Annotated in this window: 24 protein-coding genes and 1 tRNA gene; 11 read left to right on the plus strand and 14 right to left on the minus strand. The window is 73.8% G+C overall.

What is annotated here, in order from left to right; translation table 11 throughout:
- Window positions 1-181 precede the first annotated feature (181 nt).
- The 3 genes from K1J57_RS08385 (at window position 182) to K1J57_RS08395 (ending at window position 4436) form a co-directional block, all read left to right on the plus strand.
- Window positions 182-1372 (plus strand): ROK family transcriptional regulator, encoded by a 1191-nt coding sequence (locus tag K1J57_RS08385; RefSeq protein ID WP_220563884.1) that lies wholly within the window; start codon window positions 182-184, stop codon window positions 1370-1372.
- 188 nt (window positions 1373-1560) lie between these two features.
- Entirely contained in the window at window positions 1561-2235 is a 675-nt protein-coding gene (locus K1J57_RS08390; protein ID WP_220563885.1) for a hypothetical protein, read from the plus strand.
- Window positions 2236-2669: 434 nt separating this feature from the next.
- Window positions 2670-4436 (plus strand): LCP family protein, encoded by a 1767-nt coding sequence (locus K1J57_RS08395; RefSeq protein WP_220563886.1) that lies wholly within the window; start codon window positions 2670-2672, stop codon window positions 4434-4436.
- Between the two features lie 211 nt (window positions 4437-4647).
- Here K1J57_RS08395 and K1J57_RS08400 read toward each other — a convergent pair whose 3' ends face one another.
- Both K1J57_RS08400 and K1J57_RS08405 read right to left on the minus strand, forming a co-directional pair.
- On the minus strand, window positions 4648-5712 hold the full coding sequence (locus K1J57_RS08400; protein ID WP_220563887.1) for a hypothetical protein: 1065 nt from the start codon (window positions 5710-5712) through the stop codon (window positions 4648-4650).
- A 268-nt stretch (window positions 5713-5980) separates the two neighbouring features.
- The gene (locus tag K1J57_RS08405) at window positions 5981-6784 is read right to left on the minus strand and encodes a hypothetical protein (RefSeq protein WP_220563888.1); all 804 of its coding nucleotides are present in this window, start codon (window positions 6782-6784) and stop codon (window positions 5981-5983) included.
- Window positions 6785-7109: 325 nt separating this feature from the next.
- On the opposite strand from K1J57_RS08405, the gene K1J57_RS08410 reads away from it, so the two are divergent.
- Entirely contained in the window at window positions 7110-8858 is a 1749-nt protein-coding gene (locus K1J57_RS08410) for a GAF domain-containing sensor histidine kinase (protein WP_220563889.1), read from the plus strand.
- A gap of 325 nt (window positions 8859-9183) precedes the next feature.
- Here K1J57_RS08410 and K1J57_RS08415 read toward each other — a convergent pair whose 3' ends face one another.
- The 3 genes from K1J57_RS08415 to K1J57_RS08425 all read right to left on the minus strand — a co-directional run bounded on the left by K1J57_RS08415 (window position 9184) and on the right by K1J57_RS08425 (window position 12562).
- Window positions 9184-9855 (minus strand): response regulator transcription factor, encoded by a 672-nt coding sequence (locus K1J57_RS08415; protein WP_220565410.1) that lies wholly within the window; start codon window positions 9853-9855, stop codon window positions 9184-9186.
- A gap of 194 nt (window positions 9856-10049) precedes the next feature.
- A complete protein-coding gene (locus tag K1J57_RS08420; RefSeq protein WP_370634623.1) occupies window positions 10050-11516 on the minus strand; it encodes an amidase in 1467 nt (488 codons plus the stop codon).
- Between the two features lie 20 nt (window positions 11517-11536).
- Window positions 11537-12562, minus strand: coding sequence for a D-2-hydroxyacid dehydrogenase (locus tag K1J57_RS08425; protein WP_220563890.1), 1026 nt, complete (start codon window positions 12560-12562; stop codon window positions 11537-11539).
- A gap of 302 nt (window positions 12563-12864) precedes the next feature.
- Between K1J57_RS08425 and K1J57_RS08430 the strand changes: the two genes are divergently transcribed.
- The 4 genes from K1J57_RS08430 to K1J57_RS08445 are packed head-to-tail and all read left to right on the plus strand — an operon-like array spanning window position 12865 to window position 15689.
- Window positions 12865-13347, plus strand: coding sequence for a DUF3830 family protein (locus tag K1J57_RS08430; protein ID WP_220563891.1), 483 nt, complete (start codon window positions 12865-12867; stop codon window positions 13345-13347).
- A gap of 52 nt (window positions 13348-13399) precedes the next feature.
- Window positions 13400-14170, plus strand: a complete 771-nt coding sequence (locus K1J57_RS08435) for an Asp/Glu racemase (protein WP_220563892.1) — start codon at window positions 13400-13402, stop codon at window positions 14168-14170.
- 34 nt (window positions 14171-14204) lie between these two features.
- On the plus strand, window positions 14205-14957 hold the full coding sequence (locus tag K1J57_RS08440; RefSeq protein ID WP_220563893.1) for a maleate cis-trans isomerase: 753 nt from the start codon (window positions 14205-14207) through the stop codon (window positions 14955-14957).
- 57 nt (window positions 14958-15014) lie between these two features.
- Window positions 15015-15689 carry a GntR family transcriptional regulator gene (locus tag K1J57_RS08445; protein ID WP_220563894.1) on the plus strand — a complete coding sequence of 225 codons (675 nt, stop codon included), beginning with the start codon at window positions 15015-15017 and terminating at the stop codon, window positions 15687-15689.
- Here the strand turns inward: K1J57_RS08445 and K1J57_RS08450 are convergent.
- Together K1J57_RS08450 and K1J57_RS08455 are read right to left on the minus strand one after the other, a co-directional pair.
- Window positions 15686-15916: a type II toxin-antitoxin system Phd/YefM family antitoxin gene (locus K1J57_RS08450; RefSeq protein ID WP_220563895.1), complete on the minus strand. Its 231-nt coding sequence runs from the start codon at window positions 15914-15916 to the stop codon at window positions 15686-15688. The two genes, K1J57_RS08445 and K1J57_RS08450, sit on opposite strands and share 4 nt — an antisense overlap.
- Before the next feature lie 56 nt (window positions 15917-15972).
- The gene (locus tag K1J57_RS08455; protein WP_220563896.1) at window positions 15973-17436 is read right to left on the minus strand and encodes an NAD-dependent succinate-semialdehyde dehydrogenase; all 1464 of its coding nucleotides are present in this window, start codon (window positions 17434-17436) and stop codon (window positions 15973-15975) included.
- Between the two features lie 177 nt (window positions 17437-17613).
- Here K1J57_RS08455 and K1J57_RS08460 point away from each other — a divergent pair, with 177 nt between their 5' ends.
- A complete protein-coding gene (locus K1J57_RS08460; RefSeq protein ID WP_220563897.1) occupies window positions 17614-18864 on the plus strand; it encodes an aspartate aminotransferase family protein in 1251 nt (416 codons plus the stop codon).
- A gap of 18 nt (window positions 18865-18882) precedes the next feature.
- Here K1J57_RS08460 and K1J57_RS08465 read toward each other — a convergent pair whose 3' ends face one another.
- Complete coding sequence (locus K1J57_RS08465; protein ID WP_220563898.1) at window positions 18883-19542, minus strand: DUF6518 family protein; 660 nt, start codon at window positions 19540-19542, stop codon at window positions 18883-18885.
- Window positions 19543-19953: 411 nt separating this feature from the next.
- Here K1J57_RS08465 and K1J57_RS08470 point away from each other — a divergent pair, with 411 nt between their 5' ends.
- The gene (locus K1J57_RS08470) at window positions 19954-20154 is read left to right on the plus strand and encodes a hypothetical protein (RefSeq protein ID WP_220563899.1); all 201 of its coding nucleotides are present in this window, start codon (window positions 19954-19956) and stop codon (window positions 20152-20154) included.
- A 193-nt stretch (window positions 20155-20347) separates the two neighbouring features.
- Here K1J57_RS08470 and K1J57_RS08475 read toward each other — a convergent pair.
- Window positions 20348-20423 (minus strand) — tRNA-Arg (locus K1J57_RS08475).
- Between the two features lie 196 nt (window positions 20424-20619).
- Complete coding sequence (locus K1J57_RS08480) at window positions 20620-21246, minus strand: glyoxalase (RefSeq protein WP_220563900.1); 627 nt, start codon at window positions 21244-21246, stop codon at window positions 20620-20622.
- 191 nt (window positions 21247-21437) lie between these two features.
- Between K1J57_RS08480 and K1J57_RS08485 the strand changes: the two genes are divergently transcribed.
- Window positions 21438-22676 carry an amidohydrolase family protein gene (locus tag K1J57_RS08485; protein ID WP_220563901.1) on the plus strand — a complete coding sequence of 413 codons (1239 nt, stop codon included), beginning with the start codon at window positions 21438-21440 and terminating at the stop codon, window positions 22674-22676.
- Here the strand turns inward: K1J57_RS08485 and K1J57_RS08490 are convergent.
- The 4 genes from K1J57_RS08490 to K1J57_RS08505 all read right to left on the minus strand — a co-directional run bounded on the left by K1J57_RS08490 (window position 22663) and on the right by K1J57_RS08505 (window position 26033).
- On the minus strand, window positions 22663-23142 hold the full coding sequence (locus tag K1J57_RS08490; RefSeq protein WP_220563902.1) for a pyridoxamine 5'-phosphate oxidase family protein: 480 nt from the start codon (window positions 23140-23142) through the stop codon (window positions 22663-22665). The two genes, K1J57_RS08485 and K1J57_RS08490, sit on opposite strands and share 14 nt — an antisense overlap.
- A gap of 88 nt (window positions 23143-23230) precedes the next feature.
- Window positions 23231-23695, minus strand: a complete 465-nt coding sequence (locus K1J57_RS08495) for a helix-turn-helix transcriptional regulator (protein WP_220563903.1) — start codon at window positions 23693-23695, stop codon at window positions 23231-23233.
- Window positions 23696-23722: 27 nt separating this feature from the next.
- Window positions 23723-24133, minus strand: coding sequence for a VOC family protein (locus K1J57_RS08500; protein ID WP_220563904.1), 411 nt, complete (start codon window positions 24131-24133; stop codon window positions 23723-23725).
- Between the two features lie 244 nt (window positions 24134-24377).
- Window positions 24378-26033, minus strand: coding sequence for a choice-of-anchor I family protein (locus tag K1J57_RS08505; protein WP_220563905.1), 1656 nt, complete (start codon window positions 26031-26033; stop codon window positions 24378-24380).
- Between the last annotated feature and the right edge of the window lie 71 nt (window positions 26034-26104).

The following is a 26104-nucleotide window of genomic DNA, read 5'->3' on the forward strand; positions in this document are numbered from 1 at the left end:
AATGACGGAAGGGACTGAGGAAGGTGCGGGGTACGCCGGGTTCGGGGGTGTCCCATGAGGCGTGGTCCGTTCGTCCCTTTCGACCTTAAGGCCAGATATGGTAAAAAACCAAGCACACTTCAGAACACTTCTTTACATAAGATCCCATATTCGGAAACCTGACCGAGTGGTTGAATGAGATATGGCCAGAACCCCGGGACGCCTGTCCTCCGCTGCCACCACGAGCGGCCACATCCTGGAGCTCATCCGCACCGGTGCGGCGACCAACCGGTCCGAACTCTCCCGCGCGACCGGGCTCTCCCGCCCCTCCGTGGCCCTGCGCCTGACCGAGCTCATCGACAGCGGCCTGGTCGTCGAGGGCAGCGGCACCGCCTCCACCGGCGGACGCCCCCCGTCGCTGCTGGAGTTCAACGCCGACAGCGGGCTCCTGCTCACCGCCGCGCTGGGCATGGCGCGCAGCCAGGCCGCCGTCTGCGACCTGGCCGGTGAGATCCTCGTGCGCACCCCCGGCTCCCCCGACATCGCCTCCGGCCCCGAGACCACCGTCCCCTGGCTGCTCGAGACCTGGGCCGACCAGCTCACCTCCCTGGGCCGCGACCCCCGCGAGGTACGCGGCGCGGGCATCGGCCTGCCCGGCACCGTCGAGTTCCACGCCGGCCGCGCCGACGACCGCCCCCTGCTCGGGAAGTGGGCGGGCGTACCGCTGGCCCCGCTGATCTCCGAGCGCTTCCCCGTCCCCGTCATGGTCGACAACGACGTGAACGTGATGGCCCTGGGCGAGCACCTGGCGGGCGGGCACGGGCACCCCTCCGACATGGTGTTCGTCAAGGTGTCCACCGGCATCGGGGCCGGGCTGATCTCCGGCGGCAGGCTGCTGCGCGGGTCCCTCGGGGCGGCCGGGGAGATCGGCCACATCCCCGTGCGCGACGGGCAGGGGCTGCCCTGCCGGTGCGGCAACACCGACTGCCTGGAGGCCGTCGCGGGCGGGCCCCGGCTGCTCGAACTCGCCGCGGAGGAGGGCCGGGAGGTCTCCGGGCTCAAGGAGCTGGTGGCCCTGGCGGCCGCCGGGGACCCCGTCGCCGTCACCCTCGTCCGCGGGGCCGGGCGGCGGCTGGGCGAGGCCCTGGCCGGTGCCGTCAACCTGCTCAACCCCGAGGTCGTCGTGCTCGGCGGCGACCTGTCCGAGGCCTACGACCACCTGGTCGCGGGCGTGCGCGAGATGGTGTTCCAGCGGTGCACCGCGCTGGCCACCCGGCAGCTGCGGGTGGTGGCCAGCACCCTGTGGGACGAGGCGGGCGTGCGCGGCTGCGCCGCCATGGTCGCCGAGGAGATCCTGTCCCCCGAGGCCGTGAACAAGTACCTCGCCGGATAGATCTCCTACAAGGGGGAACAACCCTCCCGAACCACCTGCGACGACGCCGTCGCGGGCGCGTCGCGTGCCCTCGGCGCACTTGACAAGCACCCCCTTCGTACCGAATAGTCACCCACCACCTGACCCCCGCCCCGCACACCCCCCGGCTCCCACCGTGCGGACCCCCGCCCGGAAAGGTCATCCGAACCGTGCCAGACGCCCTAGAGAACCCGATCGTCCTGATCCTGATCGGCGCCGCGATCAGCCTGGCCGCCAGCGTCGCCGTGACCGGCCTCCAGGCCCGTCTGCTGCGCCGGAACGACGTCCGCGAGGCGTCCCGGGCCTCGGCCCGCAGGCTCACCAGCGTGTTCATCGGCGAGCGCGACTCCGCCGACTCCGCCGACGGCTTCCTGACGGAGGCCGAGATCACGGTCATGTCGATGACCGACCGCAAGACCCGCGAGCGGCTGGCCGCCGTGCTGCGGCTGCTGCGCGAGCGGGCGATGCCCGAGCTCGAGGAGCTGAGCGGGGTCAGGGCCGACCGCGCCCGCCGCCTGCTGTGCGAGCACGCCCTGGAGGTGCTCGGCGCCCACCTGCGTTCGGAGCGGCTGCCGGAGGTGCCCGGCGAGGTCAAGCAGATGCTCCGCGTGGAGGAGGAGGCGCTGAGCATCCGCTCCGGGGACAAGCCGCGCCCGCCGGCCGCCCCGGCCGAGCCCATCACCAAGAGCCAGGTCACCGCACGGCCCCGGCACACCGGGAGCAAGGCCTCCGGCGGGACCGCGGCGCGCAAGACCACCAAGGCGACGGGGCGGAGCACCGCCAAGGCCGGGGCCAAGACGGAGGAGGCGCCCGCCAAGGAGGACAGCGCCTTCTGGGACGACTGACCCCGACGGAAACCCTGGTGGCCCGTCGCCCCGGACCAAGGCTTGGTCAGGGCGGCGGGTCAGAAGTGTTTTTTACGGGCACCGGTGAGAAAGTCGGACATGCGCGCGCCGACCGGCGGCGCACACCGGCGAAGGAATTGTGCGGCGCAATTGTGGTCACCAGCCCCGTGCTCGGACATGTCGAGCGCGCACTCCGCGGGAACTTCACCTAGGATCTCCACCACACGCGGGATCCCCCGTCGTCCGTGCCCTCCGTGCCGCACACCCCCGTCCCCCCGGGACGCCGCACGCCACGACGCCCCGCCCCACGGCTTCCCGTATCCACACCGCGCGCGACCTCCGCCGTCCCACGAACACGGACCCGTGACCCGTTCCTCCGGGTCGGTGTCCGACCGTTGGCACGTCCCGCCGTCCGAACTCACCGAGATTGCACGATGACCGCTGACGAGAACGCCGCCACCGAAACCGGAGCGGACACCACACCGGAGCCGAGCCCCGAGACGGGTTCGGAGCACACGAACGGGCAGGACGCGGGCGCCGCCGGGCAGCGCGCCGAACCGGCCTGGCGCATCGGCCGTTCCGGCCGCCTGGAGCGCGTCGGCCGCGAGGAGCCGACCGCGCCGGAGGACGACGACGTGATGGCCCTGGTCAACGCCGTCGCACCGACCCGTTCCGCGCCCCTGATCATCAACACGGCGCCCGTACCGGCGACCGTGTCCGCCCCGCCCGCCCGGCAGGCGCGGACCGCCGTCGCGGTCGCGGCCGCCGGAGCCGCCGCGGGCGGCCCGGGCGGGGGCCCCGCCGTCGCCGAGGCGACGGCCGGCCCGGAGGGGTCCGGGACGGACGGGGGCGACGATCCGGCCGACGGCGACGACGCCGGCGGTACGGACGGTGCCTCCGCGACGAACGGGGACGATCCCCCGGGAGCGGACTCCGGAGCAGGCGGGGACGACTCCGCGGGAGCGGGCTCCGGAGCGGGCGGAGGCGGAACCGGCGGCGGAGCCGGAGGAGGGGCGGGCGCCGCCGGGGGCGGAGGGCGCCGGAGGCTGCGGCGGGTCGTCGTCTGGACGGCCGCCTGTCTGGCCGTCCTGCTGACCGCCGGGATCGCCACCGCCTACGGCTACTACCACTCGCTGCGTTCGGGGATGGTCCAGCACGACCTGGAGGCGGCCCTCGACGAGGGCGAGCGCCCCGAGAAGATCAGCGACGCGGTCAACATCCTCTTCATGGGCTCCGACGGCTACGAGGAGGGCAGCACCGCCTACACCACCGAGTTCGAGGGCGAGCGCTCGGACTCGATCATGCTGGCGCACATCTCGCCCGACAACCGGGTCTCGGTGATCAGCTTCCCCCGGGACTCCCTGGTGGACCTGCCCCAGTGCGACCCCTACGGGACCGCCGAGGGCACCCACGGCTACTTCGGCATGATCAACGCCGCCATGTACCACGGTGGACCGCCCTGTGTGGTGCGCACCATCGAGTCGCTCACCGACGTCCGCATCGACCACTTCGTGCACCTGAGCTTCATGAGCTTCCGCGACGTGGTGGACGCCATCGGCGGGGTGGACATCTGCATCCCCGAGCCGATGAAGGACGAGCGCTCCAAGCTCGACATCCCCGCCGGGCAGCAGACGCTCACCGGCGACCAGGCGCTGTCGTTCGTCCGCGCCCGCTACGAGATCGGCGACGGCGGCGACATCGGCCGCATCGACCGGCAGCAGATGTTCATGGCAGCCCTGGCCGACCAGGCCATGCGGGGCGAGGTGCTGTCCGACCCGCGGAAACTGCACGGCATGCTGACCGCGGTGACCACGCACAGCGCCACCGACAGCCGGCTGACGCTGGACCGGATGCTGTCGATCGCGGTGTCGCTGTCCGACGTGGACCTGAGCGACATCGAGTTCCACACCGTCCCCTGGTACCAGGCGCCCTTCGACCCCAACCGCATCCTCTGGCACGAGGACCGGGCCGAGGAGCTGTTCACCGCGGTGCGCGAGGACCGCCCGCTGCCGCCGCTGATGGCGGCCGACGAGGCGGCCGTCCCGGCGGAGCCGCCGGGCGCCTCGCCGAGCGCGGTCGACTCCCCCGGCGACTCGCCGTCACCCGAACCGCACGCGGCCCGCCCCGGCGAGGGGCGCGACGCCACCTCGAACCCGTGCGCGGACGGCCTGGGCTTCGGCACCGGCGAGGAGGCGTACTAGGGAAGCCGCGCACCGGTACGGAACAGAGAGCGGCCCCGGACACCCGTCGGTGTCCGGGGCCGCGGTGCGCCCGGGGCGGCGGAGGCCTCCGCGTGCCGCGTGCGCCGAGGAACCCCCACAGTCCTTCGGTGCCGCCGCGCGGACCGGCCCCGCCGCCGCCCCGGGTGCCGCGCGCCCGCCACGACCTGCGGGCGCGCTTCCCGGTGGGGCTTTAGGCGAGGGCGCCGATCGGGGCGCCGTCCACGGTGGGCTCGCCGACGGTGGGCAGGCCGTCGACGCCGACCAGGTCGCCGCCGACGGAGTCGGTGGCGGGCAGGGTCGAGGTCACGTCCTCGACCGAGGGCAGGGCCACGGGCAGTTCGGGCAGCTCGGGCAGGGAGTCGGTGGCCGCGGTCTGCGGCAGCACCTCGGCGGGCAGGTCCACCGGCAGTTCCGGCAGGGAGTCGACGGGGGCGCTCTGCCGGGCCACGTCGGCGGGCAGGGGCAGGGGGGCCAGGTCCTCGGCGGGCAGGGTCACCGGCGCTTCGGGCAGCTCGGGCAGGGAGTCCACCGGCGCGGTCTGCGGCAGGGTGGTGGCGGACTCACCCAGCACCAGGTCGGAGACGACGCCCGCGGCACCGCCGCTGATGTCGGTGTTCTGTCCGTTGACCGGCATCACCGGGCCGTTCATGGGGACGGCCTCGCCGAGGGAGGCCGCGTCCAGCTCGGTCAGCCCGGCGGCGGCCTCGTGGGCCCCCAGCTCGGTCACGGCGCCCTCGACCTGCGCGACCGTCTCCTCCAGGGGCAGCGGGCTCTGCGCGGAGTGGCTCAGCGGCAGGGTGCCGCCGGTGCCCAGGCCGACCGCGTCCAGCAGGCCCAGCCCGCCGACGGCTCCGGTGACCGGGTCGAGGGCGCCGTTCTGCGGGACGGTCGGGGCGTCCACCGGCAGGGCGCCGGTGAGCGTGTCCAGGCCCACGTCGGTGCTGTTGCCGTCCAGGTCCAGCGGGGCCTCGACGGGCAGGCCGTCGGTGAGCCCGCCGGTGGGGGCGGAGTTGTGCTGCACGTCGGGGGTCGCGGAGATCGTGCCGGGCTGCACGCTGGCCAGGTCGCCGACCGGGGAGCCGATGCCCTCGGTGAGGGTCGCGGGCACCTGACCGCCCAGGTCGTTCAGGGGGAGGCCGTCGGTCACACCGCCGAGGGTGTCGGCCCAGGAGAACCCGTAGCCGAAGGCGATGAATCCCGCCGCGCCGGCTGCCACGAGCAGGGTCTTGGCTGAAGTGCGGGCGGTGGTGTTCATGGGAGTCCTTCCGGGGTGGCCGCGTTGCGCGGCGCGTGGTCTGTCTCTCGATCGGTGAGCCACTCCCCTGGCCAGGAGGGAGGTGCTCGGTTTCTCAGCGGGCGACCTGGCGGGCCGTCGGCTGATGTGAACCGCGCGTTCGGGCGCGCGGCTCACATCAACTCCCAGAGGGTGCGGAAGCGATCACTCGCGAGTACGGGAACGGGGCGTTCCGCCGCTGGGAAGGGTGTGCCAGGAGAGCGGTCGGCGTGCGACCGGGAATGCCGCGCTAGTCGGGCGAGAAGGTGGGCTCGTCGGCGTCCTCGGCCGGAACCGAGCGCAGGACGTGCCGGGCGGCCTCGAACAGGCCGGGCGCCGGGGACGGGGCCCCGGGGGCGGACAGGTAGCCCGCGATGAGCGCGCCTCCCTGGGCGGCGGACCCCGAGGGGGCCGTCGGGGAGGCGGTGGTGCCCGAGGCCGTGGGCGCCGGGGCGACCGCGGTCTCGGTGTCGGCGGCGGACCCCGCTTCGGCGGCGGAACGCTCCGCCGCGGCCGGGGCGACCGCCGGAGTGCCCGTCACGGACACGGCGGGCTCCGCCGGAGCGGCCTCGGCGGCGTCCCGCTGGCGCGGGGCGTCCTCGCGGGGCCGCTCGGTGCCCCGGGCGGGCTCGGGCAGAACGGTCTCGGACGGCTCGGGCAGCGGTGCCGCCTCCACCACGGGGGCGGTGACGACCTGCCGCACGGTCTCGTCGAGGTGGCGGGCCACGTCCTCGGGGGCGGTGGGGGCCTGCTCGGCGGCGGGCTCCTCCAGCGCCTGGCGGGCCCGGTCGACGCCGGTGCCCACGGTCGCGACGGTGTCGGCCAGAGGCGCGCCCAGGTCGGTGACCGCGGCGTCGGGGTCGAGCGTCCCGGCGGGCACCGCGATGTCGGCGCCCGGCTTCTCCGCCGCCCCGGCCGGGGCGGCCCCGGCCAGCCACAGGGCGCACAGCGCGCCGGCCACGAGGGCGGCGAGCATCAGTGCGCGGCGGACCGGTGCGGAGCACACGGCGGTACGGGCGCCGTCGGCGCTCGCATTACCGTGGACTGTGGACACCGGGGTTCCTTCCGCCGTGGACCGGGGGGTTCGGCCGCGACCGGGGCGGGGCCGCCGGTGCGGGAGGCGCCGCGCAGGGCGGGGCCGATCAGGGGTGTGGCGCGGGGATCATCGCGATCGCCCCTGCGCCGAACGAGAGCGACGTTAGCATGCAACGGAGAGACCACGGAGCGTTTCCGCGAGAATTCCCGCCCAGGTGGGATCCCCTCTCCTCCCGCAGATGTAGCAAATCCGGAAAAAAACAACGACAATTCACCTATATAGGCCCGAGGAAAAGCGCGCATTGCGAGACCGCCCGACCGGCTCTGCGGAGGTTGACCGACACATGACCGAGCTCCCCCAGAGCCCCCGGCTGTTCCCCGACTCCCTCGAAGACCTCCTCACCGACGTGCCCGGCCTGCGCCACGGCATGTCCGACCAGGCCCGGACGCGTTCCCTGCTCCAGGCGGTGCTGACCATCGGGGGCGACCTCGACCTGGCGACCGTGCTGCGCAGGCTCACCGAGATGGCCGCCCAGCTGGTCGGCGCCCGGTACGCCGGCCTGGGGGTCGTCGACGAGGACGGCGGCTTCAGCGAGTTCATCCCCGTGGGGGTCACCCGCGAGCAGGCCGAACGCATCTCCCGGTTCCCGCACGGCAAGGGGGTCCTGTCGGCCCCGCTGTTCGGGCGCACCGCGCTGCGGCTGGCGGACCTGCGCGACCACCCCGACTTCGGCGGGTTCCCCGAGGGGCACCCGCAGATGACCACCTTCCTCGGGGTGCCGATCCAGGTGCGCGACGAGGTGTTCGGCAACCTCTACCTCACCGAGAAGTCCGACGGCGGCGAGTTCGACGAGGAGGACGAGGCGGTGGTGACCGCCCTGGCCACGGCCGCCGGGGTCGCCATCGAGAACGCGCGCCTGTACGAGGAGGCGCGGCTGCGCGAACGCTGGCTGGCCGCCTCCACCGAGATCACCACGCGGCTGCTGTCGGGTGCGACCGCCGACGACGTCCTGGCCTACCTGGCCGGGCAGGCCCGCGAGATCGGCGGCGCCGACACCGCGGTGGTGCTGCTCCCGGACCCGCGCGCCCGGGGACACCTGTTCGCCGAGATAGCGGACGGCCCCGTCGCGCAGGAGATCCTGGGCACCCCGGTGGAGATCCACGACTCGGTCTGCGGCCAGGTGTACGAGTCGGGCGAGCCGATGGGCATCCCCGACCTGGGCCAGGCCAACTGCCCGATGCTCACCCACCGCGGCTACGGCCCGGGGCTGCTGGTGCCGCTGGGCACCCCGGGCAACACCCGGGGCGTGCTGCTGCTGGGCAAGCTGTCGGAGCGGGCGCCGTTCCCCTCGGCGATCCGGCGGATGCTGCACTCGTTCTCCGTCCAGGCGGGCATAGCGCTGGAGCTGGCCGAGGCCCGGCACGACACCGAGCGCCTGGTGGTGCTGGAGGAGCGCGACCGGATCGCCAAGGACCTGCACGACGTGGTCATCCAGCGGCTGTTCGCGTCGGCGATGACGCTGATGAGCACGATGCGGCTGATCCCCTCCCAGGAGGCGGCCGAGCGGGTGCAGCGCACCATCGACGAGCTGGACTCCACCATCAGGGAGATCCGCTCGACGATCTTCGCGCTGCAGAACCCGCCCAGCCGCCAGGACACCTCGCTGCGCGGGCGCATCCTCAAGCTGGCCGAGAACACCGCCCACAGCCTGGGCTGCCACCCGGGGGTGAGCCTGGACGGCCCGATCGACGCCTCGGTCCCCGACGAGGTCGGCGAGCAGCTGCTGGCCGTGCTCGGCGAGGCGCTGAGCAACGTGGCCCGGCACGCCCGCGCCTCGGAGGTGCACGTGTCGGTGGCGGTGGAGGAGACGGCGACGACCGGTCGGCCCACCACCCTGACGCTGACCGTCACCGACAACGGCGTGGGCCTGCCCGAGGAGGGGCGGCGCAGCGGGCTGCGCAACATGGACGACCGGGCCCGGGCCCTGGGCGGCGGGTTCTCCGCGCGGCGTGCGCGGACCGGCGGCACGGTGCTCACCTGGAAGGTGCCGGTGCCCGACGACGGGACGCCGCCGTTCGACACCTTCCAGTGAGGCGCGCCGTCGGGCCGGGCCGCACTGCGTCGGCGGGACCAAGCCCTGTTCTTCGAACGCCCTCCTGTGCCGCCGGGGGCGCGTGAGGCGCCCGGCGGGGTTCCGGAGGCCCGGAGGAGGCGTCTTCGCGAGAAGCCCGTGGCCGCAGGCCGTCCGTTGAGGACCTTCCGCCGCTCGACGGGCGGGGATGTCGACGCGGGGCCGGGGGTTCCCGCCCTCGAAGGACACCGAGCAGGGCGGCCGGGCTGCGACCGCAGGCCGCCCTTTGAGGGCGGTGGCGGGCTACGGGCGGGCCGCGATGCCGCGGGGCCCACCGAAGCACGGCCTAGTAGCGGCGCCCGCGGAGCTCGGCGACCAGAACCGCCGCCTGGGTGCGGCGCTTGAGGTCGAGCTTGGACAGCAGGGCCGACACGTAGTTCTTGACGGTCTTCTCCGCCAGGTAGAGGCGCTCGCCGATCTGGCGGTTGGTCATGCCCTCGCCGATGAGGTCGAGGATCTGGCGCTCCTGCGGGGTCAGCTCGGCCAGCGGGTCGGGCTCGGCCTGGGCGCCGCGCAGGCGCTCCATCATGGCCCCGGTGCTGCCGGAGTCGAGCAGCGACCCGCCGGAGGCGACGGTGCGCACGGCCCCCACCAGGTCGGCTCCGTGGATCTGCTTGAGCACGTAGCCGGCGGCCCCGGCCATGACGGCGTCGTACAGGGCGTCCTCGTCGGCGAACGAGGTGAGCATGAGGCAGGCGATCTCGGGGTGGTCGGAGCGGATCTCCCGGCACACCTGGACTCCGGACCCGCCGGGCAGGCGCACGTCCAGGACCGCGACGTCGGGGACCACGACCGGGATGCGGGCCAGCGCCTGTTCGGCCGTGCCCGCCTCGCCGACGACGGTCATGTCGTCCTCGGTCTCCAGGAGCGCGGCGACCCCGCGCCGGACCACCTCGTGGTCGTCCACCAGGAACACCCTGATGGGCTTGTGAACGCCCCCGCCGCCACCGCCCGACATGCCGCTCATCCTCATCCCTGTGCCATCCCTGCGTCGCCGCGCCTCGGACACGTCTCCGGCATAGACGGTAGTACGTGCGAGGGGGCGCGCGGGGGCCATATGACACAGAACTCGCCCAACAAAGGTCCTGTATGCGGACATATCACCCAAGTTGCGGGCGAAAACTCTGAGATCGCCCGCCTCCGGGGCCGCGTTCAGCGGCGGTCCCCCGCCAGTTCCAGGGCCCGGCAGGCCGCCAGCACCCGGGCGTCGGCATGGCGGGGGCCCACCACCTGGAGCCCCACCGGCAGCCCCGCCGAGGTGAACCCGCACGGCACGCTCGCCGCCGGCTGCTGGGTCATGTTGAACGGGTGGCTGAACCCCGCCCACACCGTCCACCGCTCCCCCGCCAGACCCGGCGGGCACTCCCGCCCCGCCTCGAACGCCCCGAACGGCGCCGCCGGGGTGAGCAGCAGGTCGTACTCGGCGTGGAAGCGGCCCATCCGGGCGCCCATCTCCATCCGCAGCGCCATCGCCGTCAGGTAGTCCTGCGCCGAGTAGGCCAGCCCCTCCTCGATGATCTCCGCCAGGCCCGGGTCGAACAGGTCGCGGTCGGCACCGGTGACGTGTTCGGTGGCCTTGGCCGCGCCCGAGTACCACAGCACGTGGAACTCCGGCCGGGCGTCGGGCAGGCCGGGGTCGGCCTCCGTCACGTGCGCGCCCAGGTCGGCCAGGGTGTCGGCGGCGGCCGCGACGGCCGCCGACACCTCCGGGTCCACGGCGAGCCCGCCCAGGGTCGGGGAGAGCGCGACGCGCAGCCCGCGCACCAGGTCCTCGGGGTCGGTGCGCAGGCGCACGTCGGCCAGGCCCGGCTCCGGCGGGGCCAGCGCCGCCCAGTCGCGGGGGTCCGGGCGGGCCATGGTCTCCAGCATGAGCGCGGTGTCGCCGACGGTGCGGGTCATCGGCCCGGTGTGCGCCAGCGAGCCGAAGGGGCTGGCGGGGAAGTGCGGGACCAGCCCCCAGGTGGGCTTGATCCCGACGATCCCGCTGAACGCGGCGGGGATGCGGATGGAGCCGCCGCCGTCGGTGCCGGTGGCCATGGGGACCGCGCCCGCGGCCACCGCGGCGGCCGAGCCGCCGCTGGACCCGCCCGGTGTGGTCGCCGGGTCCCACGGGTTGCGGGTGACCCCGGTGAGCGGGGAGTCGGTGACGGCCTTCCAGGCCAGCTCGGGTGTGGTGGTCTTGCCGACGAAGACCGCGCCGGCCTCCCGCAGCCGGGCCACCGCCGGGGAGTCCTCGTCCCAGGCGCCGGAGCGCGGGGAGGTCAGGGAGCCCTTGAGGGTGGGGTGGCCGCGCAGCAGGTGGACGTCCTTGACGGCGACCGGCACCCCGTCGAGCGGCCCCAGGGGCTCCCCGCGCTCCCAGCGGGCCGCGGACTCCCGGGCGGCGGCGCGGGCCTCCTCCGCCAGGACCAGGCAGAAGGCGTTGAGGACGGGTTCGGTGCGGTCGATGCGGGCCAGGGCCGCCTCGACCGCCTCCACCGGGGAGGCGTCCCCGGCGGCGTAGGCGGCCAGGAGGTCCTCGGCGGACGCGGCGGACGGGTCGGCCACCGGACCGGTGTGCGCCCGGGCGCCGACGGGCGCCGATGCGGCCGCGGCGGTCGAGTCGGAACGGATCGTCACTTCGGCCTCCCGGTAGGGGCTCAGCCGGGTACGTAGCCCCGGCGCTTGTCGACGACGTTGCGCGGTTCGCGCCCGTCGAGGTAACGGGAGAGTTCGTCCAGGAACAGGTCGACCAGCGCCTCGCGCCAACCGATCACGTCCCCCGCCATGTGCGGGGAGACCACCGAGCCCGGCAGTCCCCACAACGGGTCGATGGCCTTGAGGGGCTCGCGCTCGAACACGTCCAGCGCGGCCCCCGCGATGACGCCGGAGTCCAGGGCGACGACCAGGTCCGACTGGTCGACGACGGGGCCGCGCGCCACGTTGATGAGCCGGGCGGTCGGCTTCATCAGGTGCAGGAAGGTGCGGTCGACCAGGCCGCGGGTCGCGTCGGTGAGCGGGGCGGCGACGATCACGTGGTCGGCCGCGGGGAGCTCGCCGAACAGGGTCGGCTCCCCCTGCGGTCCGCGCTCGGCGGTGCTGGAGAGCACCACGTCGCCGAAGTCGGGGTCCCCGGTGCGGGCGCGGCTGCCCGAGGCCCGCACCCGCACGCCCACGGCGGTGAGCAGGCGGGCGGTGGCGCGGGCGATGGGGCCGGTGCCGACGATGAGGGCGCGCGAGCCCGCCACCCGCTCGGTCTCGCGGTGCTCCCAGCGGCGTTCGCGCTGGTACTCCAGGGTCCGGGGGAGGTCCTTGGCGAAGGCGATGACCAGGCCCAGGACGTATTCGGCGATGGGCTGCTCGAAGACCCCGCGCGAGTTGGTGACCACCACGTCGGACTCGACCAGGCCGGGGAACATGAGGTTGTCGACCCCGGCGGTGGCCGCGTGGACCCGGGCCAGGGAGTCGGCCTTGGGCCAGGCGGCGGCCAGGGCCTCGGAGAACAGGTCCCAGACCAGCAGGAAGTGCGTGCCCGGCAGCTTGGCGGAGAAGTCGTCGGCGGTGGCGTACACGACCTCGCCCAGGCCCGGGTGCCCGTCGATCCGCTCCCGACCCGGCGGCAGGTCGTCGCCGTGCAGGATCAGCAGCCGGGGGCTGTCGGGTGGGGAAGGGGCGGCACTGTTCACGGGCCTCGCGCTCTCCGGTCGGCGTCAGGGAAACGCTGGCGGGGCCCACGGCGGTCCCCGCACGGGCCACGCTAGAAAGCGGACGTGGGATTGTCAACAATCGACAAACCGGTGCCCCTCCGACGATCCGGACGCCCCGATCCCGCCCCGACCTCCTTCTTGTATCGGGAGAGCCCTGGATCGTAAGATTGTCGACAATCAACAACCCGGAGGATCCCCGGGTGCCCGGACACCGTCCCGCCGGTCCCGACCCCGTCGCCCGGCCGCCACCGAAGGGACCCCGAACCCCAGTGCCCAGGTACATGAGCATCACCCTGCCCCTCCGCGGGGTGTCCTGTGTCGCGGAACTCCTCGAACAGGACGCGCCGCGCACCTGCGAGGCGGTGTGGGAGGCGCTGCCCCAGGGCGACGCCGTCCAGCACGCCAAGTACGCGCGCAACGAGGTCTACACGATGGTGCCGAGGTTCGCCGAGGTCGAACCCGGCCTGGAGAACCCCACGGTCACACCGATCCCCGGCGACGTCGTCTACTTCTCCTTCGACGGGGGCATGCTCGACCGCGCCTTCAAGGAGGACAAGGGGATCGGCCACCTGCCCGGGGTCATCGACCTCGCCCTCTTCTACGGCCGCAACAACCTGCTGCTCAACGGGGACGTCGGGTGGGTGCCAGGCAACGTGTTCGCCACCGTCGTGGAGAACCTCCCCGCCATGGCGAAGGCGTGCGACGACGTCTGGCGCTCCGGCAGCGTCGGCGAACGCCTCGTCTACGAACGACTGGACCGCTGACGGCACCCGCGCGGCGGGCCACGACAGGAAGAACCGAGGAGGTGAGCGACCGATGCTCGTCCAGGAGCCCTTCGACGGACCGGCGGCCGAACGCCCGACCCCGCTGCAGACCGGGGTGGGGATCGTGGCGCCCTACGATTTCGCGCTCGACCGCGAGCTGTGGCGGTGGACGCCCGACGACGTGTCCCTGCACATGACGCGCCTGCCCTACGTCCACGTCCCGGTGACCGTGGACCAGGCGGCGGCCCTGTGCCTGCCGGAGGGCGTCACGCCCGCCGTCCGCGCGCTGCTCACCCCCGAGCCCTCGGCGGTCGGCTACATGTGCGCCTCCGGGAGCTTCGTCCACGGCGCCGCGGGCGAGAGGGAGCTGCGCCGGACCATGGCCGAGGCCGGCGCGCCCGCCGCGGTCACCACCTCCGGCGCGCTGATCGAGGCGCTGGCCCTCCTGGGCGCCGAGCGCGTCGCCGTCGTCACGCCCTACGTCGACGAGGTGACCGACCGCCTCCTGGGCTACCTGGGGGAGCACGGCGTCGGTGTGACCTCCAGCGTGGGCCTGGGGCTGCTGGAGCACATCTGGCGGGTCGCGTACGACGTGATCGCCCGCGCGGTCCACGAGGCCGACCGGCCGGAGGCGCAGGCGGTCTTCGTGAGCTGCACCAACGTGCTCACCTACGACATCATCGCCCCCCTGGAGAGGGAGCTGGGCAAACCGGTGGTCACGGCCAACCAGGTGACCATGTGGGCGCTGCTGCGCGCCGTGGGGCGGCGCCCGGTGGCTCTCGGGCAGAGCCTGGCCGAGACCGCGGCGCCCAGCGCCGCATGAACCCGTGGCGGGAGGCCACAGTGAGGAGGACACCATGACCCGCGTCGGATTCCTCTACCCGGGGCACAGCGCGGAGAGCGACTACAAGGCCTACGAGGGCCTGCTCGGCGGCGGCGTCGAGCTGCCCGTGGTGCACACCCTGATGCGCGAGGACGCCCACCGCGTGGACGCGCTGCTCGACATCGGCGGCGAGGACGTACTGGCCGAGGGCGCCCGGGAGGCGGCGGCGCTGGGGGTGGACGCCACCGTCTGGGCCTGCACCAGCGGGAGCTTCGTGTACGGCCCGGAGGGGTCGCTCCGCCAGGTCGAGTGGGTCCGGCGGGCGGCGGGGACGCCGGCGTCGAGCACCTCGTGGGCCTTCGTGCACGCCCTCGTCGGGCTGCGGGTGTCCCGGGTGGCGGTCGCGGCCACGTACCCCGAGGACGTGGCCGGCCGGTTCGTCGGCTTCCTCGCCGCGGCGGGGGTCGAGGTGGTGTCCCTGGCCAGCCACGGCATCGCCACCGCCGCGGAGGTCGCCCACCTCGACCCGGACGAGGTCGTCGACTTCGTCATCTCCAACGACCACCCGCGCGCGGGGGCCGTGCTCGTCCCGGACACCGCCCTGCACAGCGCGCACCTGATCGAGCCGCTGGAGGCCCTGCTCGGCAAGACCGTGCTCACGGCCAACCAGGTGAGCGTCTGGGAGGGGCTGCGCCTGGCCGGCGACGCCCGGCCGCGGGCGAACGGTCCGGGGCGGCTCTTCCGTACCGGGGCCGCCGAGGTCGCGAGTATGCTGCCGCAGGTCTGATCCCCGGGCGATCCGCGTGCCCGGAGGTCGGCGAGAACATCGAAAAGGAGGCGGAACATGCCCGCCCACGGTCAACTCACCCCCGTTCCCCGCAGGTCCACCGCCGAACTCATCGCCGAGCAGCTGCGCTCGGCGATCATGTACGGCTCGCTCGCCCCGGGGGACCAGCTCGGCGAGGCCGACCTGGCCGGGAGGCTGGGGGTGAGCCGCGGCCCCCTGCGCGAGGCCATGCAGCGGCTCGTCCAGGAGGGCCTGCTGCGCAGCGAGCGCCACCGCGGGCTGTTCGTGCGCGAGCTGACCCCGGACGACGTGCGCGACATCTACGTGGCGCGGCTGGCCGTGGAGCGCACCGCCTGCGAGCTGATCATGCGCGGCAACCGGGGCGAGGCCGTCGCCCGGCTCACCCCGGCGGTGCAGCGCCTGGCCGAGGCCGCCGCCACCGGCGACCGGCGCGCCATGAGCGACGCCGACCAGGAGTTCCACCGGACCCTGGTGAGCTGTTCCGGCAACGGCCGCCTGGAGCGGATGGCGCAGACCCTGCTGGTGGAGACCCGGATGTGCCTCACCGTGATGCAGGAGGTCTACCCCGAGCCCGCCGAGCTGCTGGAGGAGCACCGGCGCCTCCTCGACGCCATCGCCGACGGCGCCGAGGAGCGGCTGCTGCACCTCATCGAGACCCACATGACCGACACCGTCGCCCGCATCAACAACGGCGCCCCGCCCGCCCCCTAGGAACGGTCGGCGCCGCCGGACGCCTCCGCGCGGCGCAGGCGGTCGGCGGCGTCGAGGGCCGTGAGGCGCTCGTACTCGGCCGGAGAGATGAGCACGCCCTGCGGTCTGCGGTAGGCGCCGACCACGATCGGCTCGTGCCCGGGGTCCGCGGACAGCTCGGCGAGGAGTTCCGGCAGGCGGGTGCGGGCCTCGGCGACTCCGAGGACGGTGGGGATCTTCGCGCTCATGAATGAATTGTACAAGAAGTTGTACAACTCTCCACGGGCGAAGATCCCCCGCGCGTTCAGAGGCCGCCGATCCCCACGTACTTGGTGTCGAGGAACTCGTCGATGCCGACGCGGCCGCCCTCGCGGCCCAGGCCGGAGTGCTTGACGCCGCCGAACGGGGCGGCCGGGTTGGAGACCACGCCCTGATTGAGGCCGACCATGCCGGTCTCCAGGGCCTCGCTCACCCGCAGCGCCCGGTTGAGGTCGCGGGTGTAGAGGTAGCTGACCAGGCCGAACTCGGTGTCGTTGGCGGCGTGCAGCGCCTCCTCCTCGGTCTCGAAGGTGAGCACCGGGGCGACCGGACCGAAGATCTCCGTGGTGGACAGCTCGCTGGCGAACGGCACGTTCGCCAGCACCGTCGGCCGGTAGAAGTGGCCCGGGCCGTCGCCCGGACCGCCGCCCACCAGGACGGTGGCGCCGCGTTCGACGGCGTCGTCCACCAGGTGCTGCACCTTCTGGCGGGCCTTGTCGTCGATGAGCGGGCCCACGTCCACCCCGTCGTCCAGGCCGCGCCCCAGGCGCAGGGCGCCCATGCGCTCGCTCAGCCTCCGGGAGAACTCCTCGGCGATCCCCGCCTGGGCGTAGATGCGGTTGGCCGCCGTGCACGCCTCGCCGATGTTGCGCATCTTGGCGAGCATCGCGCCGTCCACCGCCGCGTCCAGGTCGGCGTCGTCGAACACCAGGAAGGGCGCGTTGCCGCCCAGCTCCATGGAGGTGCGCAGCACCTGGCCCGCGCTCTGCTCCAGCAGGCGTCGGCCCACGGCGGTGGAGCCGGTGAACGACAGCTTGCGGATGCGGCCGTCGCTGAGCAGCGGCTCGGTGACCGCCCCCGGGTCGGTGGTGGGGATGACGCTCAGCACGCCCTCGGGCAGCCCCGCCTCGGCGAGGATCCCCGCCAGGGCCAGCGCGGACAGCGGCGTCTGGTGGGCGGGCTTGAGGACCATGGTGCAGCCCGCGGCGACGGCCGGGCCGATCTTGCGGGTGCCCATGGCCATCGGGAAGTTCCACGGGGTGATGAGCATGCACGGCCCGACCGCCTGGCGCATGATCAGGAACCGGGACTTGCCGTCGGGCGAGGTGGCGAACCCGCCCTCGACGCGCACCGCCTCCTCCGAGAACCAGCGCAGGAACTCGGCGGCGTAGGCGATCTCGCCGCGCGCCTCGGCCAGGGGCTTGCCCATCTCCAGGGTCATGAGGACGGCCAGGTCCTCCTGGCGCTCCATGAGCAGCTCGTAGGCGCGGCGCAGGATCTCCCCGCGTTCGCGCGGCGCCGTGCGCGCCCACGACGGCTGGGCCCGGTGCGCGGCCTCCAGCGCGGCCAGCGCGTCCTCCTTGCCCGCGTCCGCGACGGTGCAGAGCACCTCCCGGGTGGAGGGGTCCTCCACCTCGAAGGCCGCCCCGGACGCGGCGTCGCGCCAGCGCCCTCCGATGAACAGGCGCTTCTCCACCTGTGCGACGACCCGTGCTTCCCGATCCGACATGTTCACAGCTCCCGGTTCTCCATCGTGCGGGCCCCGCGGCCGTGCGCCGGCCCGGTGCCGTTGGGTCAGACCTGCCCGGCGTGCGCCCCCTGGACACCGCCGCGGCCGGATGTTTCCATAGCCGTGTCGATTGTCGACAATCCTACGGAACCGCGCGACAACGAAACGAGGCATCGCATGGCGGAGCTCTCCCCTGTCCTCAAGCAGGCCACTCCGGTGGTCGCGGCACGAGGCGAGGGCGCCCACATCTACGACGAGGACGGCCGCCGCTATCTCGACTTCACCGCCGGCATCGGCGTCACGAGCACCGGCCACTGCCACCCCCGGGTGGTGGCCGCCGCGCAGGAGCAGGTGGCCACACTCGTCCACGGCCAGTACACGACCCTGCTGCACCGCCCGCTGCTGAAGCTCACCGAGCGCCTGGGCGGGGTGCTGCCCGCCGGGATCGACCGGCTGTTCTACGTCAATTCCGGGAGCGAGGCCGTGGAGGCGGCGCTGCGGCTGGCCCGGCAGGCCACCGGGCGCCAGAACGCGGTCGTGTTCCAGGGGTCGTTCCACGGCCGGACCATGGGCGCGGCGTCGCTCACCACCTCCGGGACCAAGATCCGCGCGGGCATCGGGCCGCTGGTGCCCGGGGTGGTCGTCGCCCCCTTCCCCTACGCCTACCGGCTGGGGATGTCGGAGGCGGACGCCGTCGCGTACGCCCTGCGGGAGTTCGACGAGCTGCTCATCACGGTGACCTCGCCGCAGGACATCGCGGCGGTGTTCATCGAACCGGTCCTGGGCGAGGGCGGGTACGTCCCCGCCCCCGACGCCTTCCTCCAAGGGCTGCGCGAGCGCGCGGACGCGCACGGGTTCCTGCTGGTCGTCGACGAGGTGCAGACGGGGTTCGGGCGCACCGGGACGTTCTGGGGGCACGAGCCCTCCGGGATCGTCCCCGACATCGTCATCACCGCCAAGGGCCTGGCCAGCGGGTTCCCGCTGTCGGCGATCGCCGCGCCCGAGGCGGTCATGGCCAAGGCCTGGCCCGGCTCCCAGGGCGGGACCTACGGCGGCAACGCCGTCTCGTGCGCCGCCGCGCTGGCCACCCTCGACGTGATCGAGGAGGAGGGGCTGGTGGACAACGCCGCCCGCATGGGCGAGCGGCTGCGCCAGGGCCTGGAGAAGGTGGCGGCGGCCTCGCCGCTGATCGGCGACGTGCGCGGCCGGGGGCTGATGCTGGCCAGCGAGTTCACCACCGACGGCCGCCCCGACGGCGCCGCGGCGCTGCGTGCCCAGCAGGCCGCCGTCCGCAACGGGCTGCTGCTGCTGACCTGCGGTCCGGCGGGGAACGTGGTGCGGATGATCCCGCCGCTCATCGTCGACGGCGAGCAGGTCGACGCGGCGCTCGCCGTCTGGGAGGCGTCGGTGGCCGAGGCCTCGGCGTAGCCGGGGCGGGGGCGGGTGTCAGGCCATGAGCGCGAGGTCGACCAGCATGAAGAACCCGAGCCCGAGCGGGACCAGGACGGCGAACACCGCCAGCGCCCGCGCCCGGCCCGCCCACCCGCTCCCGCCCAGCAGCAGGGGGACGGCCAGACCCAGCAGTGCCTGGGACCAGGCCGTCCCGAGCATGTGCGTGAAGTGCTCCCAGTTCGCGAGCTTGAAGACGCCCTCGGCGGCCAGGACCGCGCCGAGCAGCCCCACCGCGGCCGCCCGCCACCAGCCGTCCCGGTTCCGCCACACGGCCCCGGCCAGCCCGAACACCGGCCCGGACAGCGCGCCGCAGGCCATCCACACCAGCGGCGCGTGAAGGTCCTGGGCGCCCAGCCACAGCAGCGAGGCGGATCCGTAGTAGCCGATCACCGCCCCCCACTGGGTGAGCAGCCCGGCCACGGCGCACGCCCACGGGCGGGCGGCGGCGCCGGCCGCCCCCGCGGCGAACGCGGCGGCCGACCAGACCGCGGCGGAGTTGCCGAGCCACGCCACGGCGTCGGGCAGCAGGCCCTGGGCGACCATGGTGGCGAGGCCGATGATGAGGCCGCCCATCCCGGACAGGAGGAGCAGGGCCCAAAGGGGGACCGCCCGCTCGGGGGCGGGGTCCTGCACGGGCGCGGTTTCGGTGCTCATACACGGCCTATCGCGTCCTCCCCGCCCACTGGTTCCCGGTCCCGAACCGTGTGCACCGGCTGCGCACCGCCCCTCCCCGGCCATGGCGCCGGTCCGGGAGATCTGGCACCATGGCGGCCATGACCACACCCCGAAAGGCCGATGCCGCGTAGACGGCCGGGAAAGCTGCGTGAACGGCAGCCGGAGATCCGCTTCTGGGAAGACCCTCCCCCGGTACGGATCCGCGGGCTCTCCGCCCGCACCAGCCTTCTGATCCATCGGGGCGAAGGGCTCTCGAAGGACCCCTACCTCTTTCTCGGCGCCACGAGCCGTGCCCTGCGCCGTTACAGGGCGTTCTCGTCGCCGCCGGGAAGGCGCCCCCGCTATCCGCAGAACGCCCTATGTTCGTGCCGCGGCTGCTCCTACGACGATGTGAGGCACGCCCGCGACGTCCTCGACGCGGTGATGCGGGAGCTGCCCCGCAGGGCCCGATCCGAACTCGGGCGCCGTGTGGCCGCCTTGGACGCCCTGTACCTCCGAAGGACTCTGCCGGACCCGTTCGCCCACGACCGCCAGTGGCGTGCCGATCTCTGGTGGCGGCGGCGCCTCTCCAGCGCCTGGGAGGGCGGGTGAGGTCCGCCCGTCGGCCGTTCGCGTCGCCGGGGCCGCCGAAGCCGTGGACGCCGCCCGGACGCGGATGCCCGCGGTCCGGCCCGTGGGCGGTGAACGTGCGATGCGGCCCTGACGGGGCCTTCGCGCGGGGCGGCACAAAAGAAGCCGCCCGCCCTGGTCTCCCAGGTCGGGCGGCTTCTCCACTGTCTCATGGTGGCGCACTCGGGAGGATTCGAACCCCCAACCTTCTGATCCGTAGTCAGATGCTCTATCCATTGAGCTACGAGTGCAGGTTGTTCAGTTGTCGTCGCCCTGGCGGACCGTGTCCTCCCTGGCGACGTCTCCGACTCTATCACGGTGCAGGAGTGGCTTCGCGCCATTTATGCGTGTGACCCCCGCCATCCGGGCCCGGCGCCGCGCTCGGGGCGAAGGGGGCCGGGGCCCGGTCGTCGACCGGGCCCTTCGGCGGGTGCGGCCGGGGGCCGGTCAGGAGGCGTCGGCCGTGGCCGGGGCCTGCCAGGCGAAGCCGTCCGGGTCGGCGCAGGAGCCGATGTCGCCGCCGATCAGCAGACCGTGCGGGCCGCTGCCCTGCGGGTCGACGCCGATGGTCTTGGCGAGGGCGCGGCACCGGTAGAGCGACAGCTTGACCGAGCCCGGGTCGGTGGCGAACTCCGCGTAGGAGCGGCCGAAGCTCTTGGACACGGTCAGGCCGCGGCCGGCGTAGAACTTCTTGGTGGCGGCCACGTCCTCCACCCCCAGCAGGAGCACGACCTCGTCCACCTTCCCGGTGGCCGGCCCGGTGTTCTTCTTGGCGGAGGTGGCCAGCTGCCAGATCGCCCCGTCCGGGGCCTGGACGATGCCGCCGTATCCCCACATCGACTTGGCGGCGGGCTTGAGGACCGTGGCGCCCGCGGCGAGCGCGGACTCGAAGAGGACGTCGACGTCGGCGGGCTGGGACGTGATCAGCGACAGGGTGAACCCGCGGAAGCCCGAGGCGGGCTCGGCGGCGGTGCGCGTGCGGACCAGACCGCCCAGGTCGAAGGCGGTGGCGTAGAAGCGGTCGGCGGCCTCGGTGTCGGCCGCGTCGAGGGTGATGGAAGCGATGTTCGTCATGGTCACAACGCTAGAAGCCGGCCCCCTCCCGGCGCTTCTCGATTCCTGACCGGTCGTCCGGCGGCTCCTTGGGCCACCCCTGGCCGCGCGCACGGCGGGGCGGTGCGAGAACGTGGGTCCACGCCGTTCGTGTGACCCCCGTCGCACACGGGCGCGCGACCCCCGGATGCGACGGGAACACAGGGAGAGACATGTCCACACCAGCCACCGTGATCATCTCCGGAGCCCGCGTGTTCGACGGAGAGGGCTTCCTGCCGCGGGCGGACGTCGCGTTCGCCGGGGACACCGTGCTCGAGGTCGGCCCGGACCTGGCCGCCCGGTACCCGGACGCGCGCACGGTCGACGCGACCGGCAGCACCGTCCTGCCCGGCATCATCGACCTCCACGTGCACATGACGACACAGCACGCGGGCTCGCTCAACGCGTTCGCCGAACCGTTCTCGCTCCAGTTCTACAACTCGGCCGCGTACCTGAAGCGCACGCTGGAGGCCGGGGTGACGACCGTGCGCGACGCGGGCGGCACCGACCTGGGGGCCAAGGTCGCCGTCGAGTCGGGTGTCATCCCCGGGCCGCGGCTGCGGATCGCGGTCACGATCATGAGCCAGACCGGCGGGCACGGCGACACGCGGCTGCCGTCGGGGGCCGACGGACCGATGCTGGCCCCGCACCCCGGGCGCCCCTCGGGGGTGGCCGACGGCGTCGAGGAGGTCCGCAAGACCGTGCGCACGATCCTGCGGGCGGGCGCCGACCAGATCAAGATCTGCTCCACGGGCGGGGTGCTCTCACCCGCGGACGACCCGCGGCACTCCCAGTTCACCGAGGACGAGATCCGCGTGATCGTGGAGGAGGCCGCGGCGCAGGGGACCTACGTCATGGCGCACGCGCAGGGCAGCGAGGGCATCAAGAGCGCCCTGCGGGCCGGGGTTCGCTCCATCGAGCACGGCATCTACCTCGACGAGGAGGCGATCGGGCTCTTCCTCGATCGGGACGCCTACCTCGTGCCGACGCTGGCCGCCCCGCTGGCGGTGATCGAGCGCGCGCAGCAGCCGGGTTCGGGGTTGTCCCAGGCCGTCATCGACAAGGCCCATCGGGTGGTGGACACGCACCGGGAGTCGGTGGCCAAGGCGATCGCGGCCGGGGTGAAGGTCGCCATGGGCACCGACTCGGGGGTGGGCCCGCACGGGGCCAACCTCCAGGAGCTCGCTCTGCTGGCCGACCTGGGCATGGGCCTGGTGGACGTGCTGCGGGCGAGCACGTCCGTGGCCGGGGAGCTCATCCGTGGGGCGGAGGTCGGCCGGCTGGCGCCGGGGTACGCCGCCGACGCGGTCGTGCTGGACGGGGAGCTCACCGAGGCCGACCAGCTGGCGCTGCTGCCGTCGCTGGTGCGGCAGGTGTGGAAGGACGGGGCGGAGGCGTTCACCCGGTCCTGACGGCGGGGGCCGGGGCGTCGTCGAGCCAGCGGCCGTCGCGCATGAGCGTGCGCCCCGGCATCTCGTTCACCTCGCGCCAGGCCTGGACGCGGTGCGGCCGGATCAGGAAGTACCCGTATCCGTCCAGTTCGCGCGGGTCGAACCCGGTCCGCTCCGCGAACGCGTCCCCCGTTCCCGGCGGGAGGCCGGCGAGGTCCGCCCGTGCGACGGTGCCGTCGATCATGACGACGTCGCGGGTGGGGCCGAGGCCGACCCGCACCCGGCCTCCGGCCGACAGGTTGCGGCCGGTGACCGAGGCGAGGGACGTGGAGACCAGCAGCGCGGAGCCGTCCCACAGGTAGGAGAGCGGGAGGAGGTGGGCGCCGTCCTCTCCCGCCGTCGCGAGCCAGAGGTCGATGTCGCCCTCCAGCCTCGCCCGGGTGTCCCGGATCCTGTCCCGGAGGCTGCGCGGCGGCGTGTTCGTCAAGGTTCTCTCCCCGGTTCCGGGTCGGGCCCCTCCCTTCGGGGAGGGGCCTGTCGTTCGTGTCGGTCGAAGGCGCGGCGCCGGCCGGGCCTCAGGTGGCCGGCGGCCCCGGGGGCGGCTCCGTCCGGCGCCTGACCGGCCGCGTGACCTGCTTGGCCACGCACTGCGGAAGCCCCTGCGCCGAGTCGGCGGCCGCGGTCCGGTAGGCGCTGGGCGACATGCCGAACAGCTCGGTGAAGCGGGTGCTGAAGGTTCCCAGCGACGAGCAGCCGACCACGAAGCAGACCTCGGTGACGCTGAGGTCGCCGCGGCGCAGCAGGGCCGCCGCGCGTTCGATGCGGCGCGTCATCAGGTACGAGTACGGGGACTCGCCGTAGGCCTGCCGGAAGCTGCGGCTGAGGTGGCCCGCGGACATGTGCGCGCCGCGGGCGAGCTCCTCGACGTTGAGCGGCTGCGCGTACTCCCGGTCGATCCGGTCCCGGACGCGGCGCATCAGGGCGAGGTCGGCCAGGCGCTGCGCCTCGGCCCGGGCGTCGCCCCAGGCGGGACGGCACATGGGGGCTCCTTTCCGCCGGTGTCCGGCTCAGCGGACCTCTTGGACGCGGACCAGGTTGCCCGCGGGGTCGCGGAAGGCGCAGTCGCGCACGCCGTACGGCTGCTCGGTCGGCTCCTGGACGACCTCCGCGTCCTGGGCCTGCACCTTGTCGAAGGTGCCGTCGAGGTCCCGGGTGGCCAGCAGGATCCAGCCGTAGGTGCCCTTGGCCATCATCTCCGCGATGGTACGGCGCTCGTCCTCGCTGATCCCGGGATCGGCGGCCGGGGGCGCCAGGAGGATCGACGTGTCGGGCTGGCCGGCGGGTCCCACGGTGATCCAGCGCATCCGGCCCTGGCCGACGTCGCTGCGCACCTCGAAGCCGAGGATGTCGCGGTAGAAGGCCAGGGACGCGTCCGGGTCCTCGTGCGGGAGGAAGCTGGTGTGAATCGTCAGGTCCATGGCGTCAGACTAGGCCCGCTGCTCCGGGCCGCGCTTCTCGATTCCTGACCGGCTCCGGCCGGAGCGCGGCGGCGGGGGCTCGAGCGATTCCCCGGCCGGGTGCGCCGGAGCGGTCCACCGCCGTCCCCGGGAGCGCCCCTCCCGGCGGGGACGCCCCTCCGGTGTTCGGCGTCGAGCGCGGTAAGGAGTTCCGTGCCGCGGGGTCTGACCGGGTGCGGGCCCGTCCGGGCCCGCACCCGGCGGGTCAGAGGTCGACCCGGAAGAGGGTGGTGGTGCCGGAGACCTCGTTGGCGACGGCCAGCAGCGGCGTCCCGGGGATCGGCGAGTCCTCGGCCGCGATGAACGTCAGGCCCTCGGGTCCCAGGTCCAGGGCCTCGGGGGTGCCCGGCTCCGCGGAGAAGTCGCGGTTGTTCACGTAGTCCACGAAGGAGGCGCCGGCCGGGTCTGTGACGTCGTAGATCATGATGCCGCCGACCCGCTCCAGGCCGATGAAGGCGTAGACGCGGCCGCCGGCCTCGCCGAGGGTGAGGCCCTCGGGCTCGGGGCCCTTGTCGTCGCTGCGGCCGTCGAACTGGTTCTCGGTGTGGTTCGAGTTGAAGAAGTCCGGGTTCTCCTCGGCGATGACGCGCTCGAACTCGGAGCCGGAGTCGAAGACCAGGTCGCCGCCGGTGGTGAAGATCGAGAAGGAGCGGCCGCCGAAGGAGTACAGCTCGTCGTGGCAGTCCGCCCCCTCGCGAAGGCCCTCGGCGGCCGAGACCGTCAGGCGGCCGAGGGCCTCGTCGCGCTGGAGGTCGGCGGTGGTGAGGCCGTTGGCGTCGAGGTAGGGCCGCAGGCGCGGGGAGTCCTCGCACAGTTCGAGGTCCTTGACGCGGGCCTCCTCCGAGTAGCCGTCCCAGTCGCGGACGTCGCCCTCGTTGGCGGTGACCAGGAGGCTGCGGCCCCGGTGGCGGTACATGTCGAAGCCGTCGGGCTGGTACATGCCGTACACCGGGACCCCGCGCAGGTCGATGCCGCCGTCGCGGTTGGAGGGGTCCAGCTCGTTGCCCGGCTCCAGGTGGTCCTTGACGCCGAACGGGACGATGTCCGTGACCTCGGCGGTGCGCAGGTCGACCACCGCGAACGCGTTGGCCTCCTGGAGCACCACGTGGGCGCTGTAGGCGGTGTCCGCGACGATGTACTCGGGCTCCAGGCTGCGGGCGACCCGGCCCGGGGTGCCCGGCTCGCCGGTCGACAGGTCCGGGCCGAACACCCGGACCCCCTCGGGGAGCTCGCGGTCGCCGTCCCAGGCGCGGAAGTCGGCGGTGCGCACGTCCCGCTGGGTGACCGCGGCCGGGCGGCGGTTCACCTTGACGATGCTGACGGAGCCCTCGGGGTCGACCGTGTAGTCGTCGTTCGGCTCGCCCTCGTTGGCGACCAGGAGGAGGCGCCCGTCCGGGGTGAAGGTCGCCATGTCGGGCAGGGCGCCCACGCGCACGGCGTTGAGGGCGTTGCCGCGGGTGTCGTAGAAGACCACCCAACCGGGGTCGGTCTTGTCCGCGGCCTCCACGGCGACGGCGACGGTGTCGCCGTGGACCGCGACGGAGTTGGCGACCGCGCCCTCCTCCACCACGGAGCCGTCGGCCGCCCGGACGCCCGGGGCGACCAGGTCGAAGAGCTTGACCGGTGCGGCGGGGTCGGAGATGTCGAGGACTTCGACGGTCGCGGCCAGGGCGTTGACCACGTACAGGCGCTGGGTGCGCGGGTCGTGGGCGACGATCTCGGCGGCCGCCTGGTCGAAGGCGCCGGTGGAGTAGGTGCCGAGCGGGGCGAGGGGGGTGCCGTCGGCGTGTTCGTCTGCGTGGGCCGCCGTGCCGGTGAGGGCGACGGACAGGGCCGCCGCCACCGCCGTGGTCTTGCGCATGGTGGTTCCTTCCGGGGGACGGGCGCGGACGCGCCCGGCGGAAGCCAACCAGGTACGTCCGAACGGCCGGT

This window comes from Nocardiopsis sp. MT53, from assembly GCF_019598965.1.
GTDB classification, from domain to species: Bacteria; Actinomycetota; Actinomycetes; order Streptosporangiales; family Streptosporangiaceae; genus Nocardiopsis; species Nocardiopsis changdeensis.

Excerpts from the sequence above, each read along its gene's own strand:
- K1J57_RS08495 (WP_220563903.1), bottom strand. The coding sequence starts at position 23,695 with ATGTGCCGTCCCGCCTGGGGCGACGCCCGGGCCGAGGCGCAGCGCCTG.
- K1J57_RS08485 (WP_220563901.1), top strand. The coding sequence starts at position 21,438 with ATGTCCACACCAGCCACCGTGATCATCTCCGGAGCCCGCGTGTTCGAC.
- K1J57_RS08410 (WP_220563889.1), top strand. The coding sequence starts at position 7,110 with ATGACCGAGCTCCCCCAGAGCCCCCGGCTGTTCCCCGACTCCCTCGAA.
- K1J57_RS08465 (WP_220563898.1), bottom strand. The coding sequence starts at position 19,542 with ATGAGCACCGAAACCGCGCCCGTGCAGGACCCCGCCCCCGAGCGGGCG.
- K1J57_RS08430 (WP_220563891.1), top strand. The coding sequence starts at position 12,865 with ATGAGCATCACCCTGCCCCTCCGCGGGGTGTCCTGTGTCGCGGAACTC.
- K1J57_RS08445 (WP_220563894.1), top strand. The coding sequence starts at position 15,015 with ATGCCCGCCCACGGTCAACTCACCCCCGTTCCCCGCAGGTCCACCGCC.
- K1J57_RS08385 (WP_220563884.1), top strand. The coding sequence starts at position 182 with ATGGCCAGAACCCCGGGACGCCTGTCCTCCGCTGCCACCACGAGCGGC.
- K1J57_RS08435 (WP_220563892.1), top strand. The coding sequence starts at position 13,400 with ATGCTCGTCCAGGAGCCCTTCGACGGACCGGCGGCCGAACGCCCGACC.
- K1J57_RS08440 (WP_220563893.1), top strand. The coding sequence starts at position 14,205 with ATGACCCGCGTCGGATTCCTCTACCCGGGGCACAGCGCGGAGAGCGAC.
- K1J57_RS08480 (WP_220563900.1), bottom strand. The coding sequence starts at position 21,246 with ATGACGAACATCGCTTCCATCACCCTCGACGCGGCCGACACCGAGGCC.
- K1J57_RS08395 (WP_220563886.1), top strand. The coding sequence starts at position 2,670 with ATGACCGCTGACGAGAACGCCGCCACCGAAACCGGAGCGGACACCACA.
- K1J57_RS08505 (WP_220563905.1), bottom strand. The coding sequence starts at position 26,033 with ATGCGCAAGACCACGGCGGTGGCGGCGGCCCTGTCCGTCGCCCTCACC.
- K1J57_RS08415 (WP_220565410.1), bottom strand. The coding sequence starts at position 9,855 with ATGTCGGGCGGTGGCGGCGGGGGCGTTCACAAGCCCATCAGGGTGTTC.
- K1J57_RS08500 (WP_220563904.1), bottom strand. The coding sequence starts at position 24,133 with ATGGACCTGACGATTCACACCAGCTTCCTCCCGCACGAGGACCCGGAC.
- K1J57_RS08450 (WP_220563895.1), bottom strand. The coding sequence starts at position 15,916 with ATGAGCGCGAAGATCCCCACCGTCCTCGGAGTCGCCGAGGCCCGCACC.
- K1J57_RS08400 (WP_220563887.1), bottom strand. The coding sequence starts at position 5,712 with ATGAACACCACCGCCCGCACTTCAGCCAAGACCCTGCTCGTGGCAGCC.
- K1J57_RS08460 (WP_220563897.1), top strand. The coding sequence starts at position 17,614 with ATGGCGGAGCTCTCCCCTGTCCTCAAGCAGGCCACTCCGGTGGTCGCG.
- K1J57_RS08455 (WP_220563896.1), bottom strand. The coding sequence starts at position 17,436 with ATGTCGGATCGGGAAGCACGGGTCGTCGCACAGGTGGAGAAGCGCCTG.